Origin of the sequence: Streptomyces sp. NPDC088350 (genome assembly GCF_044753545.1) — a bacterium.
Taxonomy (GTDB): Bacteria; Actinomycetota; Actinomycetes; order Streptomycetales; family Streptomycetaceae; genus Streptomyces.
The window spans coordinates 584,376-604,466 of the sequence record NZ_JBIVNL010000008.1 but is presented as its reverse complement, the minus strand read 5'-3'; the positions used below and the strand labels follow the sequence as shown (position 1 = coordinate 604,466).

At 69.9% G+C, this 20,091-nt stretch carries 11 protein-coding genes and 1 pseudogene; 3 read left to right on the top strand and 9 right to left on the bottom strand.

Annotation, left to right across the window (positions count from 1 at the left end; all coding sequences use genetic code 11):
- Positions 1–4,907, bottom strand: a 4,907-nt coding sequence (locus ACIQBL_RS30295; protein ID WP_401946837.1) for a beta-ketoacyl synthase N-terminal-like domain-containing protein, incomplete at its 3' end; no start/stop codon positions are given.
- 199 nt (positions 4,908–5,106) lie between these two features.
- Here ACIQBL_RS30295 and ACIQBL_RS30290 point away from each other — a divergent pair.
- A complete protein-coding gene (locus ACIQBL_RS30290) occupies positions 5,107–6,699 on the top strand; it encodes a bifunctional 3-(3-hydroxy-phenyl)propionate/3-hydroxycinnamic acid hydroxylase (RefSeq protein WP_401946834.1) in 1,593 nt (530 codons plus the stop codon).
- Positions 6,700–6,708: 9 nt separating this feature from the next.
- Here ACIQBL_RS30290 and ACIQBL_RS30285 read toward each other — a convergent pair whose 3' ends face one another.
- Both ACIQBL_RS30285 and ACIQBL_RS30280 read right to left on the bottom strand, forming a co-directional pair.
- The gene (locus tag ACIQBL_RS30285; RefSeq protein ID WP_401946832.1) at positions 6,709–9,591 is read right to left on the bottom strand and encodes an AAA family ATPase; all 2,883 of its coding nucleotides are present in this window, start codon (positions 9,589–9,591) and stop codon (positions 6,709–6,711) included.
- A 525-nt stretch (positions 9,592–10,116) separates the two neighbouring features.
- A complete protein-coding gene (locus ACIQBL_RS30280) occupies positions 10,117–10,746 on the bottom strand; it encodes a malonic semialdehyde reductase (protein ID WP_401946830.1) in 630 nt (209 codons plus the stop codon).
- A 347-nt stretch (positions 10,747–11,093) separates the two neighbouring features.
- On the opposite strand from ACIQBL_RS30280, the gene ACIQBL_RS30275 reads away from it, so the two are divergent.
- Positions 11,094–11,990, top strand: a complete 897-nt coding sequence (locus ACIQBL_RS30275; protein WP_401946827.1) for a zinc-binding dehydrogenase — start codon at positions 11,094–11,096, stop codon at positions 11,988–11,990.
- 22 nt (positions 11,991–12,012) lie between these two features.
- On the opposite strand, the pseudogene ACIQBL_RS30270 reads toward ACIQBL_RS30275, so the two are convergent.
- A pseudogene (locus ACIQBL_RS30270) lies at positions 12,013–12,090 on the bottom strand (IS5/IS1182 family transposase); the annotation flags it as partial.
- A gap of 166 nt (positions 12,091–12,256) precedes the next feature.
- On the opposite strand from ACIQBL_RS30270, the gene ACIQBL_RS30265 reads away from it, so the two are divergent.
- Complete coding sequence (locus tag ACIQBL_RS30265) at positions 12,257–13,360, top strand: hypothetical protein (RefSeq protein ID WP_401946824.1); 1,104 nt, start codon at positions 12,257–12,259, stop codon at positions 13,358–13,360.
- A gap of 244 nt (positions 13,361–13,604) precedes the next feature.
- Here ACIQBL_RS30265 and ACIQBL_RS30260 read toward each other — a convergent pair whose 3' ends face one another.
- The 5 genes from ACIQBL_RS30260 to ACIQBL_RS30240 form a co-directional block, all read right to left on the bottom strand.
- On the bottom strand, positions 13,605–13,964 hold the full coding sequence (locus tag ACIQBL_RS30260; protein WP_401946821.1) for an ArsR/SmtB family transcription factor: 360 nt from the start codon (positions 13,962–13,964) through the stop codon (positions 13,605–13,607).
- A 208-nt stretch (positions 13,965–14,172) separates the two neighbouring features.
- Positions 14,173–14,547 carry a hypothetical protein gene (locus ACIQBL_RS30255; protein WP_401946818.1) on the bottom strand — a complete coding sequence of 125 codons (375 nt, stop codon included), beginning with the start codon at positions 14,545–14,547 and terminating at the stop codon, positions 14,173–14,175.
- A 362-nt stretch (positions 14,548–14,909) separates the two neighbouring features.
- Positions 14,910–15,803 carry a polysaccharide deacetylase family protein gene (locus tag ACIQBL_RS30250; RefSeq protein WP_401946815.1) on the bottom strand — a complete coding sequence of 298 codons (894 nt, stop codon included), beginning with the start codon at positions 15,801–15,803 and terminating at the stop codon, positions 14,910–14,912.
- 171 nt (positions 15,804–15,974) lie between these two features.
- Positions 15,975–18,644 carry a lectin gene (locus tag ACIQBL_RS30245; protein WP_401946812.1) on the bottom strand — a complete coding sequence of 890 codons (2,670 nt, stop codon included), beginning with the start codon at positions 18,642–18,644 and terminating at the stop codon, positions 15,975–15,977.
- On the bottom strand, positions 18,637–19,662 hold the full coding sequence (locus tag ACIQBL_RS30240) for a hypothetical protein (protein ID WP_401946809.1): 1,026 nt from the start codon (positions 19,660–19,662) through the stop codon (positions 18,637–18,639). The genes ACIQBL_RS30245 and ACIQBL_RS30240 overlap by 8 nt, the downstream gene beginning before the upstream one ends.
- Positions 19,663–20,091: the final 429 nt, after the last annotated feature.

Genomic DNA, 20,091 nt, shown 5'->3' with positions numbered 1-20,091 from the left:
CCCATACACTCCGCAAACACCGGGCACGACTCCAGCAACTCCGCACCCATCCCCACCCACTGCCACCCCTGACCAGGAAAAACAAACACCACCCGACCCGACACACCCACCCGGCCCACCACCAGACCGGCACCCTCCACCACACCGGCAAGCCCCGCCAACACCTCACCCCGGTCCCCCGCCACCACCACCGCACGATCCGACAACCCCGCACGACCCACACCCAACGCAGCACCCAACTGCGTCACGCTCACCTCGGGATGACGTTCGACAAAGCCCAGCAGCCGCTCCGCCTGTGCCCGCAGGGCCGCCTCACCCCGCCCCGACACCAGCAGCGGCACCACACCACCCAACGGGACCGACGGCACACTCTCCGCAGGCTCCGGAGCCTGCTCCAGGATCACGTGAGCATTCGTCCCACTCACCCCGAACCCCGACACCCCCGCCCGACGCGGACGACCCGCCTCCTCCGGCCACGGCTGCTCCCCGGTCAGCAACTCCACCGCACCCGCCGACCAATCCACCTGCGGAGTGGGGGCATCTACATGCAACGTCCGCGGCAACACCCCATGCCGCAACGCCATCACCATCTTGATCACACCAGCCACACCCGCAGCCGCCTGCGCATGACCGATATTCGACTTCAACGACCCCAACCACAACGGACGATCGCGATCCTGCCCATAGGTGGCGAGAATCGCCTGCGCCTCGATCGGATCACCCAACGCCGTACCCGTCCCATGCGCCTCCACCACATCCACCTCAGCAGCCGACAGTCGCGCACTGGCCAACGCCTGCCGAATCACCCGCTGCTGCGACGGACCATTCGGCGCGGTCAGACCATTCGACGCACCGTCCTGGTTCACCGCACTGCCCCGCACCACCGCCAACACCCGATGACCCAACCGCTCCGCATCCGACAACCGCTCCACCAACAGCACACCCGCACCCTCGGCCCAGCCCGTGCCGTCCGCCGCAGCCGCGAACGCCTTGCAGCGGCCGTCGGCGGCGAGCCCGCGCTGGCGGGAGAACTCCACGAAAGAGCCCGGCCCGGCCATCACCGTCACCCCGCCGGCCAGCGCCATCGAACACTCGCCCAACCGCAGCGCCTGCGCCGCCAGATGCAACGCCACCAGAGACGACGAACACGCCGTGTCGATCGTCATCGCCGGGCCCTCGAAGCCCAGCACGTACGACACCCGACCCGACAGCACGCTGCCCGCGCTGCCGGTCATCAGGTAGCCCTCGACCCCCTCGGGGACCCTGTCCGCATGGGTGGCGTAGTCCTGATTGAGAGTGCCGAAGTAGACACCGACATCCCTGCCCCGCAACGTCGTCGGGTCGATCCCCGCCCGCTCCAACGCCTCCCACGACGTCTCCAACAACAACCTCTGCTGCGGATCCATCGCCAACGCCTCACGCGGCGAAATCCCGAAGAACCCCGCGTCGAACTCCCCCGCATCACGCAGGAATCCACCCTGCCGCGCGTAACTCGTCCCGGGGTGATCCGGGTCGGGGTCGAAGAGGTTCTCCAGATCCCAGCCACGGTCCTCCGGGAAGCCGCCGATCGCGTCACCGCCCGCGACCACCAGCTCCCACAGCTCCTCCGGCGACGTCACACCGCCCGGCAGCCGGCACGCCATCCCCACGATCGCGATCGGCTCGTGGACCGCGACCGGATCCTGGGCCGGGACAGCGGCCGAGGCCGGACCCGGTGCGGGCTGTCCCGGTCCGGCGGCCGGAACCTCGGCCGTGCCGCCGGACAGCTCCCGTCGCAGCATGCTGCCCAGCGCCGCCGGGGTGGGGTGGTCGAAGGCGGAGGTGGCGGGCAGGCGGAGCCCGGTGGCCTCGCTCAGCCGGTTGCGCAACTCCACCACGGTGACCGAGGTCAGGCCCAGGTCGGTGAAGGCCCGGTCCGGCTCGACGGTCCGCGTCTCGGACAGGCCGAGCAGGTCGGCGAGTTGGTCGCGGACGAGATCTGTGAGCAACCGGTCGCGGTCGGCCTCGGGCACATGGGTCAGCCGTTCACGCAGGGCGGCCATGACAGCCTCGTCCACGGTGGCGGTGCGGACCGGGACGTCGATCAGGTCGTCCAGCAGGGGGGAGGAGGTCCCGGTCGGCACGGCGTCCGCGTCAAGTTTCATCGCGACGAGTTGGGCCTGGTCCACGGCCAGGGCCGCGTCCAGGGCCGCGAGTGCCTGCCTCGGGCTCAGAGCACCGGTCGTGCCGTCGGTCTCCCCCTCCCAGGGGCCCCAGGCGATGGACTTGGCCGGTATGCCCTGGCTGCGCAGATGCTGGGCGTAGGCGTCGAGGAAGGCCGCTGACGCCGCCTCGGTGGTCTCCCCCGCCGCGCCGAGCAGCCCTTTGGTCGAGGACGACAGCACGAACGCGGTGAGGTCGGGGTGCCAGGTGAGTTCGTGCAGCGTTCTGGCCTCGATGGCCACTCGCCTGTCGGACGGCTCGTCCACGGCTTCCCAGGCGTGTACGACCACGTTCACGGGGCTGGTGGCCTTGGCCAGCGCCCGCCTCAGTTTTGTGCGGTTGTCCAGGTCGCATTCGACGAGCTGGACATCGGCTCCGGCTTCGCTGAGCCCGTCGCACAGTTCGGCGGCCCGGCCGCCCTGCCCGGGCGAGGCGATCAGCAGCAGCCGGCGGACGCCGTATCCGGTGACCAGGTGCCGGGCGATCACGGCTCCGCGCCGGGTGTCCACTCCGGTGACGACCGCGGTGCCCTGCGGGGCGAAGGACACGGAGGTGTTCCGCTCGGGCTCCAGGCCCATGTCCAGGGCGACACGTTCGAGCCGTGGCAACAGTACGACGCCGGAGCGGATCGCGCTCTGGGCCTCGCCCGATGCCACCGTGGCCAACAGGCCCTGGACGAACGTCTCTTCGCCGGTTCCGTCACCCGTATCGTCGTCGGTCGCGTCCAGGTCCACGATGGCGATACGTCCCGGCTGCGCGGCCTGCAAGGAGCGCGCCAGGCCCCACAGTGCGGCCTGTTCCGGCTTTCGTATGTCCTCTGTCGTGCCGGTGGCCACGGCGCCCCGGGTGAGCACCACCAGCAGGGTGTCGGACAGTTCGGCACAGGACAGCCACGCCCCGACTTCCCTGGAGAAGTCCTCGGTCTCCGCAGGGGCCGGCAGCAGGGCCACGTCCGGTGCGGAGGCCCCTGCGGCCACCGCCGCTGTCAGCTCGTTCGTGTCGCTGTACCCGGTCACCTCGGTACCCGCGGCCCGGAGCAGGCCGGCGAGCGGGGGGTTCGGCCGGCCGAGTACTGCCCAACGGCCGGGCCGGGGCGACGGGGCGGAAGGCTGGGGTGTCCAGTTCGTACGGAAGAGCGCGTCATGGAAGGTGTTGCCGACCGCTCGCAGCCGTGCGGGGCCGTCCAGCAGTTTGTGCCGGGTGACCTTGCCTGTCGCGGTGCGCGGGATGCGCGCGATCTCGTACAGCTCCTCGGGGACCTTGAAGTACGACAGCCTCTCCCGGCAGAGGGCGAGCGCCTGGGCCGGGTCGAAGCCGCCGGGAGCGGGGACGATGAAGGCCACCGGGACTTCGCCGAAGACGTCGTGCGGCTTGCCGGCCACGGCGACGTCGGCCACGCCCGGCACGGTCCGCAGGACGTCCTCGACCTCGACCGGGTGGATGTTCTCCCCGGCCCGGATGATGAGTTCCTTGAGCCGTCCGGTGACGGTCAGATAGCCGTCTCGGTCGCGGCGGGCGAGGTCGCCGGTATGGAACCAGCCGTCCCGCAGCGCATCGGCAGTGGCTTCGGGCTGGTTGTGGTAGCCGGCCATGACGTTCGGGCCGCGGACCCACACCTCTCCCTCGGTGCCGTCGGGCACGTCCACACCGGTGCGGTGGTCGACCACGCGCAGGGCGAGGCCGGGCACCGGGAGTCCGCAGGAGCCCTCCACCCGGGGGCCGGTGGGCCAGTTGATGGCGATCGAGCCGGAGGTCTCGGTGCTGCCGTAGGCGTCGATGAGCGGGGCACCGAAGGCGTCCTCGACCGAGCGCCGCAGCGCAGCGGTGGTCACGGCGCCGCCGACCAGGCCCACGCGCAGCCGGGGCGCCGTGAAGCCGGGCGCGTGGGAGGCGCGGACGAGGTAGTGGTAGAGCGTGGGGACTCCGGCGATGACCGTGCAGCGCTCCTGGTCCCACAGCTCCAGTACGTCCTCGGCGGAGTGCCCGTCGGTGATGTGGGCGGTCGCTCCGACGGCCGTCACGGCCAGTACGCAGACGATGTGGGAGAGGCTGTGGAACAGGGGCAGCGGCCACAGCACACGGTCGTCGGCGGTGAGTCCGAGCGCGGGTACGTAGGACGCGGCGACCGACCAGAGGCAGTTGCGCTGGGTGGCGAGCACGCCCTTGGGCACGCTGGTGGTGCCGGAGGTGAAGAGCATCCAGGCGGTGTCGTCGAGCCCTTGGTCGTCACGGGCCGGTGTGCCGGGCTCGGTGGTGGCGAAGCGCTCGTAGGACAGGCAGCCAGGCGGTGCCGGGTCCTCGCCCACCACCAGCACCGTCAGCGGAGTGGCCCCGGGGTGCAGGCGGCGCAGCAGTGGCAGGTGAACGGTGTCGGTGATGACGACCTGGCTGCCGCTGGCGGTGAGGAGGTGCTCCAGTTCCGTCTGGGAGACGTGCGGATTGACCGGGACACCGATTCCGCCGGCGCGGACGACGGCGAAGTAGCTCTCCACCATCTCCACGCGGTTGCCGAGGAACATGGCCACACGGTCGCCCGGCAGCAGGTTCAGTTCGGCGAGATGGCCGGCGAGCCGGCGGGTGCGCGCTTCCAGGTCCGCGTAGCTGACGGCGCGTCTGGCGTCGACGTAGGCGGTCTTGGCGCCGAAGCGACGGCTCTGTTCGGTGAGGAGGTCCTGGACAGGGCGGATCAGTTCGGCACGTAGCATGCTGCCTTCGCACTCCCGTGGTCGGAGTTCCGGGTGACGCTTCAGCGGCTCGGCCCCTACAGCCTCACGCAGGGAGGACGGCGAAGATCCCCTGATTCACCCCCTCATCCCCCCTTACTTCTTGATCGCCGGGCTTCTTCGGCGTCGTCGGATCGGCTCGCGCTGGTACGTTCGCCGCACCGGAGGAGGGAGAAGCGGAATGCACCCTGCGGACTCTGGTACGGAGCAGGTCGCGCCGGAAGCGGATGTACTCGTCGTCGGCTACGGTCCCGTCGGTCAGGTGCTGTCGATCCTGCTGGCCGCCCGGGGCTGGCGCGTGGTGGTGGTGGAGCGGTGGGAGACCCCGTACACCCTGCCCCGGGCGACCAGTTTCGACGGGGAGACGGCCAGGACCCTCGCGTCGCTGGGGGTGGGAGGTTCGTTCGCGGAGCTCGGTCTGCCGGCCGACGGCTACGACTGGCGCAACGCCGACGGCAGGTCACTGCTGCGGGTCGAACTCGCCGAGCGGGGTGAGCACGGCTGGCCGGAGACGACCACGATGCACCAGCCCGCGCTGGAGGCGGTGCTGTGCGCCCGCGCCGAACAGCTGCCCGGCCTGCGGGTGTTCCGCGGGTACACCGCGACGGACCTGGTGGACGACGGCAATGGGGTGGAGCTGACGGCGAAGGACACGTCGGGCGGGCGGCTGCGGTGCACCGCCTCCTGGGTCGTCGGGTGCGACGGGGCGAACAGCTTCGTGCGCGAGCACGTCGGAGTGGACAGGACGGATCTCGGTTTCTCCTTCGACTGGCTGCTGTGCGATGTGGTGCTGCACGAACCGCGGGTGTTCTCCCCCCTCAATGTGCAGCTGTGCGATCCGGCCCGTCCGACGACGGCGGTGGGCAGCGGGCCGGGGCGCCGGCGCTGGGAGTTCATGCGACTGCCCGGGGAGAGCGTGGCGGAGCTGAACCGGGCGGAGACGGCGTGGCGACTGCTCGAACGCTTCGACGTCCGGCCGGAGAACGCCACCCTGCGGCGGCACACCGTCTACCGCTTCCAGGCCGCGTGGGCCGACGAATGGCGGCGGGGCCGGGTGCTGCTGGCGGGGGACGCGGCCCATCTGATGCCGCCGTTCACGGGTCAGGGCATGTGCGCGGGCATCCGGGACGTGCTCAATCTGTCCTGGAAACTCGACCTGGTGCTGCGCGGAGCCGCCGGTGAAGGGCTGCTGGACACCTATCAACGTGAGCGCTCCGACCACGTACGGGAAGCCATCGACACCTCGGTGCGGCTGGGCAGGGTCCTGTGCGTGACCGACGCCGCCGCTGCCGCGAGCCGGGACGCCTCGCTGCTGGCGGGCGCCGACACCGGCCGCGGCAGGCGGAACGGCGCGGGTACGCGACTGCGCACAGGTCTGCTCTACACCGGCATCGGTACGGCGCCGGTGCCGCCGGCCGGGGAGGTGCTGCCGCAGGGCCGGGTGCGACACGAGGGCGTGACCGGGTTGCTCGACGAGGTGGTGGGCACCGGTCCGGTGCTGCTCGGATCGGCCGATCCCGGTGCGGCGCTGGAGGAGCCCCGGCTCGCCTTCCTCGCCGCACTCGGTACCCGTGTCGTGCACATGGTGCCGACGGACACCGAGGTCACTCCGGGCGCCGTCGTCGACGTCGACGGCGTGTATCTGCCCCTGCTCAGGGCGGTCCGGGCGCGGTTCCTTCTGGTGCGCCCGGACCACCACGTCTACGGCGCGGCCCGGACCTCGCGTGAACTGAGGGAACTGGTCGACCAGTTCGGCTCGGGGCTGTGGGAGTGAGCGGGCGGATCAGAGGAGATAGGGCAGGTCCTGCCTCCGTTTGACGTTCACCTTCCGGAACACCCGTGTGAGGTGCTGCTCGACCGTGCTCGCGGTGATGTACAGCTTCGCGGCGATCTCCCGGTTGGTGCAGCCCTTGGCCGCCAATGAGGCGATCCGGCGCTCCTGCGAGGTGAGCGAGGACAGCCGGTCCTGACGCTGTTTCGCGGACGACACGGCCTCGGGCTCGACGGGTTCGAGGGCGGCCTCCCGGCACAGGTGCTCGGCTCCGGTCTGCTGGGCGAGGTGCCAGGCGCGGTGGGCGACCCGGCGGGCGTTGCGCTGGTCGCCGATGTCCTTGAATGCGGTGCTGAGGTCGATCAGCGCCCGGGTCAGCTCGTAGTCGTCCCCGCTGTCCTTGAGTATGTCGACGGCTTCGGTGAGCAGTTGGGGACGGCGGGTGACCCGACTGACCGCCGCCAGGGTGCGCAGGCACAGCCCGCGGGCCAGGGACGGGCCGGGGAGCAGCCGGGCCAGTTGTTCCCGCACCAGGCGTTTGGCCTGGTCCTGGTCGTCCTGGGCGAGCCATGCCTCGGCCGCGCTGGTCCGCCAGGGGACCAGCTCGGTGCCGGGCGCGTGCCCCGTTTCGGCGAGCTGGCGGCAGGCCAGGAAGTCCGCGAGTGCGGCCTGCGGGTGGTGGGTCGCCAACCGGTAGTGGCCCCGGGCGTGCAGATACTGCGCGCCGTAGCGGCTGTGCAGGGCGTGTTCGGGGATCGGCTGTGCGACGTACTTCTCCGCCAGATCCAGTCTGCCGGACCGGGCGGCGGCCAGGATGGCGCAGCCCAGGACCCCGGCCAGGCCGATGCCCCAGCCCTGTGGCGGTACGAGGGACAGGGAGCGGGCGGCCAGGTCGTGCGCGGAGACCAGGTCCCCCCGGCGCAGGTGGGCCTCGGCCCGCATCGCGAGGAACCTGCCCTGCCAGGCGACGGCGTGGTGGGCGGCGGCCTCGGCCTCCAGTTTCCCGCACCAGGACACGACCTCGTCCAGGCGGTTGGCGTGCAGCAGCCCGCGCAGGGCGAGCGCTCCGTACTCGGCGCTCCACAGTGAGCCGTGGTCGAGGCGGAAGGTGCGCAGCAGGAGTTCGGCGCGGTGCACCAGCTGGTCGTGGCGTCCGCGGACCAGGTCGTCGGCGAGGGCGACGGCCGAGGGCAGCCATGGGTCGTGACAGGGGGCGGCTTCGGGGGTGGCCGCCGCGACGGATTGGGCCAGCTTCCGCAGCCCGGCGTGCAGGGGGTACGTCATCGCCGCCCAGTTCGTCAGGGGGCGGATGTCCTCGGTGCCGGGTCCTGCGCCCTGGTGGGAGCGGACGCGCAGCACGTCCAGCAGGTCGGTCAGTTCGTCGAGGGCACCGGCTTCGGCCAGGGTGAGCACCAGTTCGGAGGTCTCAAGACGGTCCAGGTGGCCGGCGGTGAAGTCCCTCAGCTGGGGGCGCAGATGGCGCACGGCCACCTGCGGTTTGAGCTGTAACTCCAGTCGGCTGAGCCGGGCACGGATGCGTGCCGCGGTACGGCCGTCCGCCTGGGTGCGCTGGGCGAGGTCGAGGCAGTCGAGCGCCGTTTCCACGTCGCCGGTCGCCAGTGCTTCGTGGGAGGCCCCGACCAGGATGTCGGTGGCGCCGTCGATGCCGGGGTCCCCGGCGCTCATCAGCTGTCCGGCCACCGTCAGTGCCGATGCTCCGGACTCGTGCAGCAGCTCGGCGGCGGCGCGGTGCAGTGCGGCGCGCTCGCCTGCGGGCATGTCGTCCAGTACGGCGGAGATGGCCACCGGGTGCCGGAACGCGTGGCGTTCGGTGAGCATGCCGGCGCTGACCAGGGCGTACAGGGCCCAGCCGGTGACCTTGGCGTCCACCCCGGCCAGCCGGGCCACGTCCGCCACCGCCGCCGCGCCGCCGAGCACGGCGAGGGCACGTACCACGGGCAGCATCGAGGGCCAGGAGTGCGCCACGAGGTCGAGCAGTGCCTGTCCGTAACCTTCCGGGTAACTCGCGCCACCGCCCTGCTGGTCGATGACGAGGGCCTGGACGGCGAGGGGGTTGCCGCCGCTGATGCCGTGCAGCTCCGCGGTCAGCCGGGGAGTGGCGGTGTGCGGTCCGAGCAGCCGGCTCGCCAGGGCGTCGACTCCGCTCCGGCTCAGGGGAGTCAGGACGATCCGGTGTGCGTTCGGGCTCTGCGAGAGCAGCCCCTCCAGCAGGGGCGAACGCGACCATCGCAGGGTCTGGTCGTCGGTGAGCAGGAGCAGGATGCGGGCGCGGTGCAGCCAGGGCACGATGCCGGCGAGGAAGTGCAGGGACGGCGAGTCCAGGTAGTGGGCGTTGTCGACACAGATCACCAGAGGCGTGGTCTCGGCCAGGTGCGTCAGGTTCACGGTGAGCTTCTGGAACACATCGACGACGTGGGCCTGTTGGTCGCCGCCGGCGAACTCTCCCTCGGTGACAGTGCGTTCGACCACCGAGGACAGCAGTGCGCGCATGCGGTCCCCGCTGGGCGACGGAAGCGTCATGCCATGTAAGAGCTGGGTCAACACGCCGAAGGGCAGCTGATGTTCCCACAGCGAGGCGGTGGCTCTCAGGACACGGGCGCCGCCTGGTTCGAGGGCTTCGAGGAACTCGTGCACCAGCCTGGTCTTGCCGCTGCCCAACGGCCCCTCCACGACGGCCAGCTGGCCCTTGCCCCGCGCGGCCTCGGCCAGCAACGCACCCAGGGATGCCGGGATGCCGTCGCGCTCGACCAGATGGGAAAGGCCCCCTCCGGGCCGGCCGTGCCCGCAGTTTCCCTGGTTCTCCTGGTTCTTTCGGAAGCCGACCGTCGGCCGATCGGCATTGGCTGTGGAGTCGCGGCATTCCGTCAAGTTCACAGGCACCCCAAACTTCCCGAAATTTCTCGATACGCGTGGCCGAAGGCAGCGCTGTCCACGCGAAAGCGAATGACGTGCAGGCAGAACTCCACAGCGGCGCGGGAGTATTTGCCCACGCTCGCTGCCCGTGGCGTATTGCGTCGGGGATGGATTGAGTGAGGGAAAGCGCGTGACGGGCCGGAGTCTTCGATTTCAACGGCATGCACACAGCGCGCAGCTGTCAGCGCGCAGCCGTAGCATGCACCGGATCAGGGGGCTCTCGGGCCTCATGCATAATTCCCGGAGCGCCGTGCTGTCAAACGAACGAGTCGTACGTCACGAAGCGACCATGCCGTCTTCTCCAGCTGGAACAGCGTCGCCTTTTGCCGGCTCGGAAGGGCATCGTATGGGCGGCCTGAGCGAGGGAGTTGGCCGATGATTGACCGAAAATCGTCGGTCTGTCGTGGGGGCTCGTGTTCACGGCCGGGGACCGTCACCGGACGGGGGCCGACAGGACGACGGCCTCCGTCCGACACGGGCTGGAGGTCAGGCCAGCTGTACCGCCTGATCGTACGAGGGGCGCGGCAGCCTGTCCCGGAACGCCGTGGCACTCGGGAAACCGATGTTGACCAGAAGGACCGATTTCCACCTGCCGTCAGGGAAGAACTCCTGGTCCACCGCCTGGGCGTTGAAGCCCTTCATCGGCCCGGCGGCCAGCCCGGCCGCACGGACGGCCAGTACGAAGTAGCCGGCCTGGAGCACCGCGTTGAAGTCCATCTGGGACTCGCGCAGTTGCTGGTTGGCCTCCAGCATCTCGCGTAACTGCGGGTTGGAGGGCGCGAGGAAGGGCACGTACTCCGGGTACTGCGTGTCCGCGGCCAGCACCGCGGTGACCGGAGCCCCGGCGGTCTGCTCCTGATTGGGCTTCGCAACGCCCGTCAGCAGCCGCTGCTTTCCGGCTTCGGTACGCACGTACAGAATGCGCAGCGGATTGATATTCGCCGAGGTCGGAGCCCACTTGAACAGTTCATAGATGGCCTGGAGGCGGTCGTCGCCCACCGGCTCATCGCTGAAGTCATAGGCCGTCTTTGCCTCACTGAACAATAATTTCTGCCCCTCCGAGCAGAGTGCATACAGATCCTGCTGGGTATCGGGCGCCAAGGTACTGTCCGACATGGCCGGTCGACTCCTTGCTCAAGACTCACGGTATGACGATTCCATCACAGCGTACGCGCACCGGATACACAGCGGCCACGGATCCGATCACCCGTCACGTGTTGTCATGGCGCTCAAGGCGAGCCGAACTTCTCTATGTGAACGCCGAGTTACGCACCGCAAGGTGTTCGCCGAAAGGTGCGGCATGCGGTCTACCGCTATGAGAATCATTCGTGGCACGCTCTGGGCATGACGCTGTCGACGTGCCGCCGTGGGAAGCAGGCGTTCCGTTGAGGGCCGCTGTACTGACAGAGCCCGGCGCACTGTCCGTGGTGTCCGTGCCGGAACCGGCCTGTGGCCCAGGAGAAGTGCTGATTCGTATGCGGGGCACGGGTCTGTGCGGCTCCGACCTCGCGGTGCACGCGGGACGCCGACAGCCACCGCGACTGCCCTGGATCCTGGGCCACGAGGGGACGGGCCGCATCGTCGAACTGGGCGACGCAGTCAGCGGCCTGCGCGCCGGCCAGGACGTCGTCGTCGAACCGGACTACTGCTGCTTGTCCTGCGAACCCTGCCTGGCCGGCAGGACGTCGGCGTGCGGCGGCCGGGCCGCGGTCGGACTGACCGTTCCCGGTCTGCTGAGTGAATACGTGGTGGCTCCGGCGGCGTTCGTGTGGCCGGTCGCACCCCGGCTGCCGCCCGAGGACCTGATCTGCGTGGAACCCGCGACCGTGGCACGGGCGGCGATGCGGCGCTCGGGCATCGCACCGGGGCAGAGCTGCTTGGTGACCGGGGCCGGCTCGCAGGGTCTGCTGCTGTGCCAGGCCCTGGTCGAGCACGGTGTGACAGTGTTCGTCCAGGAGCCCAACGAGGCCCGGCTCGACCGCGCCTGCTCCCTGGGCGCGACGGTTCTGCCACCGGACAGGGACGGACTCCCCTATCTCTTCGAGGCCTCCGGAGCCCCTGGGGTCGCCGAGGAGGGACTGCGACGGCTCGCCGTGCAGGGGACCGCCGTGCTGATCGGGATGAACACGGCGCCGCTCGGGGTGTCGACCCGCGACCTGGTCGCGCGACAGATCACCCTCATCGGCAGCATGATCTATGACCACCCGGTCGATTTCGCACAGACCCTCCGCGCCCTGGAGTCACGCACCACGCCCCGTCTCGGCGCGGTGGTCAGCGACGGTTACGCCCTTCAGGACGTCCAACAGGCGTTCGCCGCGGCGTCCACCGCGGCGGGGAAGGTCTGGGTGGACCTGTCCTGAGGTACACCCCGGGCTGAGAGGCATCACCGCACCGCAGGTGAGCCAGAGCGAGCAGCGCCTGACGCGCGGCGCGAAGACGCCGCCAGGAGCTTCGTCGCTGCGCAGGACAGTCCGACTCACGGTCACCACAGCCGACTTGAAAAAGGCTCAGGAACCACGAAGCGAGCACTCGCCGACGGGGCCGCCGGGGCAGGACCGCGACCCCACGGCACCTCCCAGCGACGGCGTGCAGTCCTCAACTCCGGGCCCCCGCCTACGATGACCGCATGCGTGAACTGAGTCCTTCGCCCTCGCGGCTGGTGTGGCGGTCCGACACGGCTTCGGGTGTTCGCCTCGTCACGGTGCGGGACGTGAAATTCCGGAGTGCCTGGCGCGGAGAAGGTGACGCGGTCGTCGTCGCCGCGCACCGGACCGGTCACGGCGGAGCCCTCTTCCACCTGACCGTAGGTCCCGACGGCGTCGAGGAGGTGCTGGCGAAGGATGTGAGTGGTGCCGATGCGGCTCTGATGACCGGCCCGGACGGCGCCCCCTGGGTACGGATGTCCGTGCTCGAGGACGGTGTGGACCAAGCCCCCGACACGGTTCTGCCGCTGCGGGGACGGAGTGACGGGGAGCGGCCCCCGCGTACCTCCCCCTTCGCTGGTGACTTCGTGGGCTGGATCGGTGACCGCGCGTTCTGGCACCTCGATGACGTCTTCGACGAGCACAAGCCCTCCCGCATCCAGGCCGCAGACCTGGGGTACGGCGTCAAAGGCCCCCGGCTTCAGTTCCGGCGTCCGGTACGGCTGCCCCTTCCCCAGTCGCACGACGCCGTGGTGTGCGCCGACGGGACACGGCTGGCCGTGCTCGCCCTGGACGCCGACCCGGCGGGCCCCGCCACCCTGCGCATCCTCGCCCCTGAGACGCTCGTGATCGAACGGGAACTCCTCGTCGCCCGGGACCCCGGGGAGGCCTTTCTCACGCTCGCCGAGGCCTGCCGCGACGGCACCGCCCTGCTGTACTCCGTCGCCCGCGACGGCCGCGTCACCATGATCCGCCTCGACAGCACCGGTGCCCAGTCCGCCGCCCCGGCAGGCGCTCTGCCCGGCGAGCCCTTCTCCGTCTGGCAGGTCCGCGGTCCCGCACGCCACGCGCTGCGCTTCACGACGGAGCACGCGAACGGCCTGCTGACCCTGCGAGGTGCCACCCCCACGGCGCTGTGGACGGGCACCCCGCACCGCTACCACGACACCATCGGGGGACGCGAAGTGCCCCTGCCCGCCGACTGGGGACGGCCGCTCCTCTCCGACGTCGTCACGAACAGCAGGGGCCACGTACTGGTCCTTACCTCAGAGAACGACCCACACCGACTGGCCCTGCTGTTCGACTGACCGGGCCGGTCGTCTGTGCCAACGTGCGAGGGACCGCCCAGGCCTCGACGGTGAGTACGGCAGCGTGGACGACTCACTCACGCTTGAAGTCGGCGAAGCGGCGACAGGTCCTCCCGCTCTGTGCGGGACCGCGATGACGCGCACCGCCTGACGCCCCGGGGGCCGAGGCTGATCTCGACGGGAGCTTGCCACCGTCCCACGATTTCCGAGATGTCGTTCCCTCATACGGCACTCGTCTCGGACGTCACCTGGGTGTGGGCAGCGGTTGCTCGGGAGTGTCCGCCTGCTGGAGTTCCGCGAGGATCTGGTTCTGTCCGGTGAGGAGTTCGGTGAGGATGCGGCGGGCGGCGCGCAGGAGGTCGGCGACGTCCCCGCCGGCGAGTGCGTAGCGGACGGTGGAGCCCTCCCGCACGGACACGACGATGCCGGAGCGGCGTAGGACGGCCAGTTGCTGCGACAGGCTGGACGGTTCGATCTCGATATCGGCGAGCAGGTCCCGTACGGACACCGGCCCGTGCTGGAGGAGTTCCAGGACCCTGATGCGTACGGGGTGCCCGAGCATGCGGAAGAAGTCTGCCTTGACCTGGTAGAGGGGGACCTGCATGGATGCTCGCTCCTTGCCGGGTGGGTGGGAACGCCGCTCGCGGGATGTGGCGGCTTCCGAGGGCGGCACCGCGCCACAGGCACGCCCTCGGAAACCGATCCTTCACGCCCCCGGCCCTGCACGACCGCACATTGTGACCATGCTGATGTGATGAGTTGAAGAAGTCTTCACATCATGGGCAGGCGTAGGTCCCGCGTGTCCGGCCGGGTTAGATCTCGATCGCCCCCTCCACGCGTTTGAGCTGGTGGCGGGCCATCGCCAGGTTCGAGCGGGCCTTGTCGAGGACGAGGTAGAGGAACAGGCCGTTGCCGTTGCGGCCGGTGATCAGACGGATCAGGTGGTACTGGCTGTCCAGCGTGATCAGGATGTCCTCGATCTGACCCTTGAGGCCCAGCTGCTCCATGGTGCGCACCTTGGCCCGGATGACATCCGTGTTGCCTGCGGCGGCGACGGTCAGGTCCAGGCTCTTGCTGCCGCCCAGCGTGCCCAGCGCCATCCCGCTGGTGTAGTCGACCACCGCGGCCCCCAACGCCCCCTCGGTGCCGGCCATCATCTCCTTCAGCGACACTTCCACATTCGCCACAGCGCCTCCCCTTGTGTTCCCTTGACTACGGCGGACCGGTACGAACCGCCTCGGTGTCGGGACCGTACGCACATGGCTCTCGCTTCAGGGGAGTCTCTTCGGGACTGACCTGCGACGACCGAACAAGGCCACGACGGGACCTGTTGATGAACCAGAACTGGCTTGGCTGGTACGGAAGTTGACGCCTGGTCCGGCGAGAGTCGCATACCGGGACCAGGCGGCTCGGAGGCGCGGAAGGACCTCAACAAGGCGTCGGGATCGGTGACCTGCACCCTGGACACTTCCTCCAGCGACGGACAGCGCGGCGGCAGTCATGAGCTTGGCGGTCGGGCAGCCTGTCCGAGGGAACGCCGGACGTCCTGTCAGTGCAGTGCGTCCGAGAGGCGGACGAAGGTGTGGCCGGTGGTCAGCAGGCGGGGGACGGCGGCGGCGATGCCGTGGGCGGTGCCTCCCTCGGGGTGGTTCATGTGGCAGATGACGATGGAACCGGCGGGCGCGGAGGCGACGGTCGTGCGGACCTGTTCGGGGGTGAAGGTGGCACCCGCGTCACCGTTGACCGAGAAGCTGACGAACCGCTCGCCCAGCGCGGTGACGATCCGTGCCGCCACGTCGTCGCAGTACGCGGTACCGGACCGGAAGAAGCGCGGCGGGCCGCCCAGCAGTTCGGTGAGCTTGGCCCGGTTGCCGGCGATCTCGTCGTAGACCTCGGCGGCGTTGCGCGTGCCGGGGATGCCGTACGCGGAACGGCCCGTCACGGACAGGGGCCGATGCCTGGTGCCGTGGTTGGCGATCTCGAAAAGCGGCTCGGCGGCCAGTTTCCGGAAGACGGCCGGATTGGCGTCGATCCAGCGGGAGTTGAGGAACAGGGTCGCCGGTACGTCATGTGCGCGCAGGAAATCGATCAGCGCCCGGTCGTAGCCGCTGCCGCCCCGGCCGCCGCAGGCGTCGAAGGTCAGCGCGATCTGGCGTTTTCCCGCGACGGGTAGCTTGTGGAGCACTCCGGGTGCGTCGAAGCCCCAGGTGTGCGGTACGGCGTGCCCGAAGCGAGCCACGATCTCGGCGCGGGAGACCGCGGGGGCTGAAGGGCGTGCGGTGGCCGAGGGGCGAGTGGTTGCGATGCCCGTGGCGGTCGGCGTCGGCGCCATGCGGGAGCTGGAAGGGGACGTCGTGCCGCTCGTCCCGGTCCGCGGTCCCGCGCAGCCGGCAAGCACGGCTCCGGTCATGGCCGCGAGCACTGCCCGGCGCCTGGTTGTCATCCGCTGTCCCACCTGGTCGAAGGCCACCGGCCGGCAACCGCCGCCCGCCACGGGCACACCGTACGCAAGGGAAGGCGCGTTACCGGAAAGAGGCCGGTAAGGGAGCGTCAACAATCCTCTATGGACCGGCCCCTCGTCGCATACGGGTCCCCGGCCACCACTCCCCCGTCGTCACGCGGACGCCGGAAGCGTCCACCGCTGGCCGGCGGCGGTCGCGCAGGTGGCAATGGTCAACTGGGTCTTGTTCGTCGCGCCGTTACTGGAGTCGGTGAGGCAGAGGCCGGAGACCGGGTTGACGATCTCGCCGGACGAGTCGGGCCGCCACTGCTGGGCCTGGGTGCCATTGCAGGTGTGCAGTTGGACCTTCGTTCCCGAGGCGGTCGCGCCGTTCGTCACGTCCATGCAGTTGTTGAGCACCTGGAGGGTGCCGTCGGGGACGACCTTCCAGGACTGCGCGGTAGTGCCGTTGCAGGTGTAGATCTGGAGGGCGGTGCCGTTCGAGGTGCCCGAGCCGGCGTCGTCGACGCACTTGCCGGTCGCGGTCTCGGTGAGGGGACCACTGGGCTGGGCCACTCCGGTGCCCGGGGTGCCGTCGTAGGACGGCGGTGCGGCCGAAGTGGCCGCGGCCCAGGAGGTGTTGGCGGACGAGGAGAGGGTGAAGTCCAGTTGCGTGGAGCTGCCGAGGTACGAGGCCGGTACGTACGCCTTGTTCCAGGAACCGCCGTTGAGACTCAGCGACTGGACGTACGGCGAACCGTCCGCCGCCGCCGGAGCGTTGACGGTCAAGGTGTGCCCGCCCGCCGTCACCACGGCGGAGGTGAACAGGGGGCTCCCGAGGGCCAGGTCGGCGGTGCCGGGGGTCTCCGGGTAGAGGCCGAGGGCCGACCACACGTACCAGGCGCTCATCTCGCCGAGGTCGTCGTTGCCGGGCAGACCGCCCGCGGTGTTGGTCCACAGCTGGTCCTGGACCGCCCGCACGGTGGACTGCGTCTTGTACGGTTCCCCCACCCAGTCGTACTCCCAAGGCAGCCCGATACTCGGCTCGTTGCCCATGTTGGACTGGGTGCCGATGACACTGCCCAGGCCCTGGTAGCCGCCCAGCACACTGTCCAGGTACGAGGCCATGGACGCGTTCCCGCCCTCCAGCGACGCCAGCCTGGCGACGTTGAAGGGGATCATCGGCGTGTACGTGAAGGCGTCGCCCTCGGCGAAGTCGTTGCTGGAGGTGCCGGTGATCAGCTTGGCGTTGAACCCGTCCATCCAGCGGCCGTTGGAGTGCCGGGGCTGGATGTAGCCCGAGGACGGGTTGTAGACGTTCTCCCAGTCCTGCGCCCGGTCCTGGAACTTCTTCTGCGTGGCGGTGTCACCGAGCGCGCCCGCGAACGCCGACAGCGCGAAGTCGTCGGTGTCGTACTCGAGTTGGGTCGAGGTGGTGGCGTACTCGTGGCAGCAGCCGTAGAGCGAGTTGGTGGGCAGGTAGCCGAAGGAGTCCAGGTATGTCACGCCCGGGGTGACGTCGGTGTCGGTCGTCTGTTCCTTCACCATCGCGGACAGGGCCGTCGACGTGTCGAAGTTCCGGGCGCCGAAGGCGTAGTAGCCGGCGAGCAGCGGAACGGCGGAGTCGCCCACCATGATGTGCGTCTCGCCGGTCGCCATGCCCCACTTGGTGAGTGTGCCGCCCTGCTGGTAGTCGTCGACGACCGACTGCGCCATGTCGGAGGCGGCCGACGGGTCGAGCAGCGCGGTGAGTTGGGCCTGCGAACGGTAGGTGTCCCAGGTGGAGAAGTCGGCGTACTTCGCCGCGTGGCCGCTGCCCACCGTGTGCACCGCTCCGTCGAAGCCGCGGTAGGAGCCGTCGGCGTCGCTGATGACGGCGGGGAAGAGCGAGGCGTGGTAGAGCGCGGTGTAGAAGACGTCCTGCTGGTCGGACGTGCCGCCGCTGACGGCGATCTTCGAGAGCTCGGCACTCCATGCCGAGGACGCCGCCGACGCGACCGCCGCGAAGGTCTTCCCGGTCACCTCGGCGTCCCGGTTGGCCGCGGCCTCCGTCACCGAGGTGTAGGAGATGCCGACCCGGGCCTCCACGGTCCTGCTGCTCGTGGTGTCGAAGGTCAGGTACTCGCCGCCGGTGAAGGTACCGGTGGCGGTGAAGGGGTGGTCGAAGGTGATCGCGTAGTAGAGCGTGATCGGAGTGGTGTCCTCGCAGAAGCCGGTGCTGGTGATCGACCCGGTCACGGTGTTGCCGCCGCTGAGGCCGAGCGTCGAGGAGGCGTACGGCGTCTGCGTGTCCTGCACCTTGAGGAGCAGGCTCGCCTGGGTGGAGGACGGGAAGGTGAACCGGCCGATGCCGGCGTGCGTGCTGGTGGTCAGCGCGACGCCGGTGCTGTTGCCCAGGCCGACGGCGTAGGAGCCGGGCGAGGCGGTCTCGCCGGAGTGCGAGAACGACTCCGTCGTGGAGGCCGGGTCCGAGCCGAGCGAGCCCACCACGGGCAGGATCGGCAGGTCCCCGGCCGCGTCGCAGCCGACGCCGGAGACATGGGTGAGGCTGAAGCCCGAGACGGCCGAGTCGGCGTAGTTGTAGCCGCCGCCCTTGGGACGTGACGTGGTGTCGGGAGACCACTGGAGCATGCCGTGCGGCACGTCGGCGCCGGGGAAGGTGTTCCCGGCGCTGAAGTCGCCGTTGCCACCGGTGCCGATGTAGGGGTTGACCAGCGACACGGGGTCGGTCGCGGCCACCGCCCCCGCCGTGCCGGCCAGTTGGCCGGACACGGCGAGCGCGAGCGCCGCGGCACCCGTGACCAGGACACGCAGGAGCGCGCGCGGGCGCCGGACGTCAGCCACGGAGCAGCACGTCGCTGAGAACGCCGTCGGCCGGTGCGGTGATCCAGTCCGAGGAGATGTACGAGGCTCCGTCGGCGGCGAGCAGGGCGACCCGGGCCTGGGCGTCGGCCAGTGACGGGGCGGAGGAACTGAGCGCGGGCGAGACGTCGTAGGCGTCGGTGACGACCGTCAGATAGTGGTTGGTGTGGTACCACTCGGTGTCGCCGTCACCGACCCAGGCCGCCGCGTCCGCGTCGAACACCACGAACCAGGGGCGCAGCGTGGTGTCGCTGTAGCGGGTGCGCGGGTCGACGGCCTGGGCGCCGAGGACGCTGGGGAAGACCGCCGCCTGGCTGATGTTCCCCGCGGCGGCGAGGTCCTTGAGGTGCTGGGCGTAGACGACGTCCGACCACGAGGAGGCGGGGCTGACGGCCTGTTCGAAGGTGCCGGGGATGATGTCGACGATCGCGCGGCCCGCGAGCGAGCCGTAGCTCGCCCAGTTGTTCGCCCTGGCGGCGGTGTCGAGGTCCGGGTACCGCGTGCCGTCGCTGTTGGTGAGCAGGTCGGCAGGGGTGTAGAGAACGCTGCCGAGGTGCGCCTTGACGTAGCCGTCGAACTCGGTCGGATTCATGCCGAGGGTGTCGTAGAACCCGTTCTTCATCTCGATCTTGACCATGACCGGGTGGCTCGTCGGGTGCGCCTGGAGCCAGATCCGGATGTCGTCGAGGCAGCTGTCGAGGTTCTGGTTGCGGTCGCCGGTGTAGAGGTCGGCCGCCGTGCTCGCCTGGACGCAGTTGTTGTCGCTGCCCAGCGGGTTGCTGTGGCTCACGTCCCACTTCCCGTTGAACACGTTGTGCCAGGTGTCGAGTTCGACCAGGGAGGTACCCGTGTCCAGGGCGTTGGCCAGGTAGGTGTAAGTGGACTTGTCGTTGTACGTGTTGTGGATGCCGGTCCCGGACACGCCCGCCAGCGTCTGCCCGTTGACGTCGTCGGCGTGGGCGGCGGGCAACGCCACCGCACCGAGCAGTAGGGCCGACACGGACAGAAGCGCAATCCTCAGCCTTCGATGGATCATGCCCATGCCAGATCCTTTCGCGCGGTGCCCGGTTGTCGCGCAGAGCCTAGAGGGGACAGGTGTCCATCCGCTACGTCCGGGTAACAAGTCGCCGTCGCTGCAACGACGTACGAGTCGTGAGGCGGAACGGACCTCGTGATGTGCGCCCCGCCCCGTTGCGGGGCCGGGGCGAACTCACCGCAGGCACACGGCAGTTACGGGGAGGTCGCGCCTCCACTCCGAATGTCGCCGTCGCAGCCGTCCGCGCTTTCCTCCCCCGCGCATACGCAGGAGGAAAGCGGCCCACTGACGTCCCCTGACGGACCGCGGCGCCCGCGCCTCTGCCAGGGCCGTGCGCGGGTGGAACGATCACCGAAGGGCGACTGCACGCCGGTAGGTCCTCCCTGCCGGACC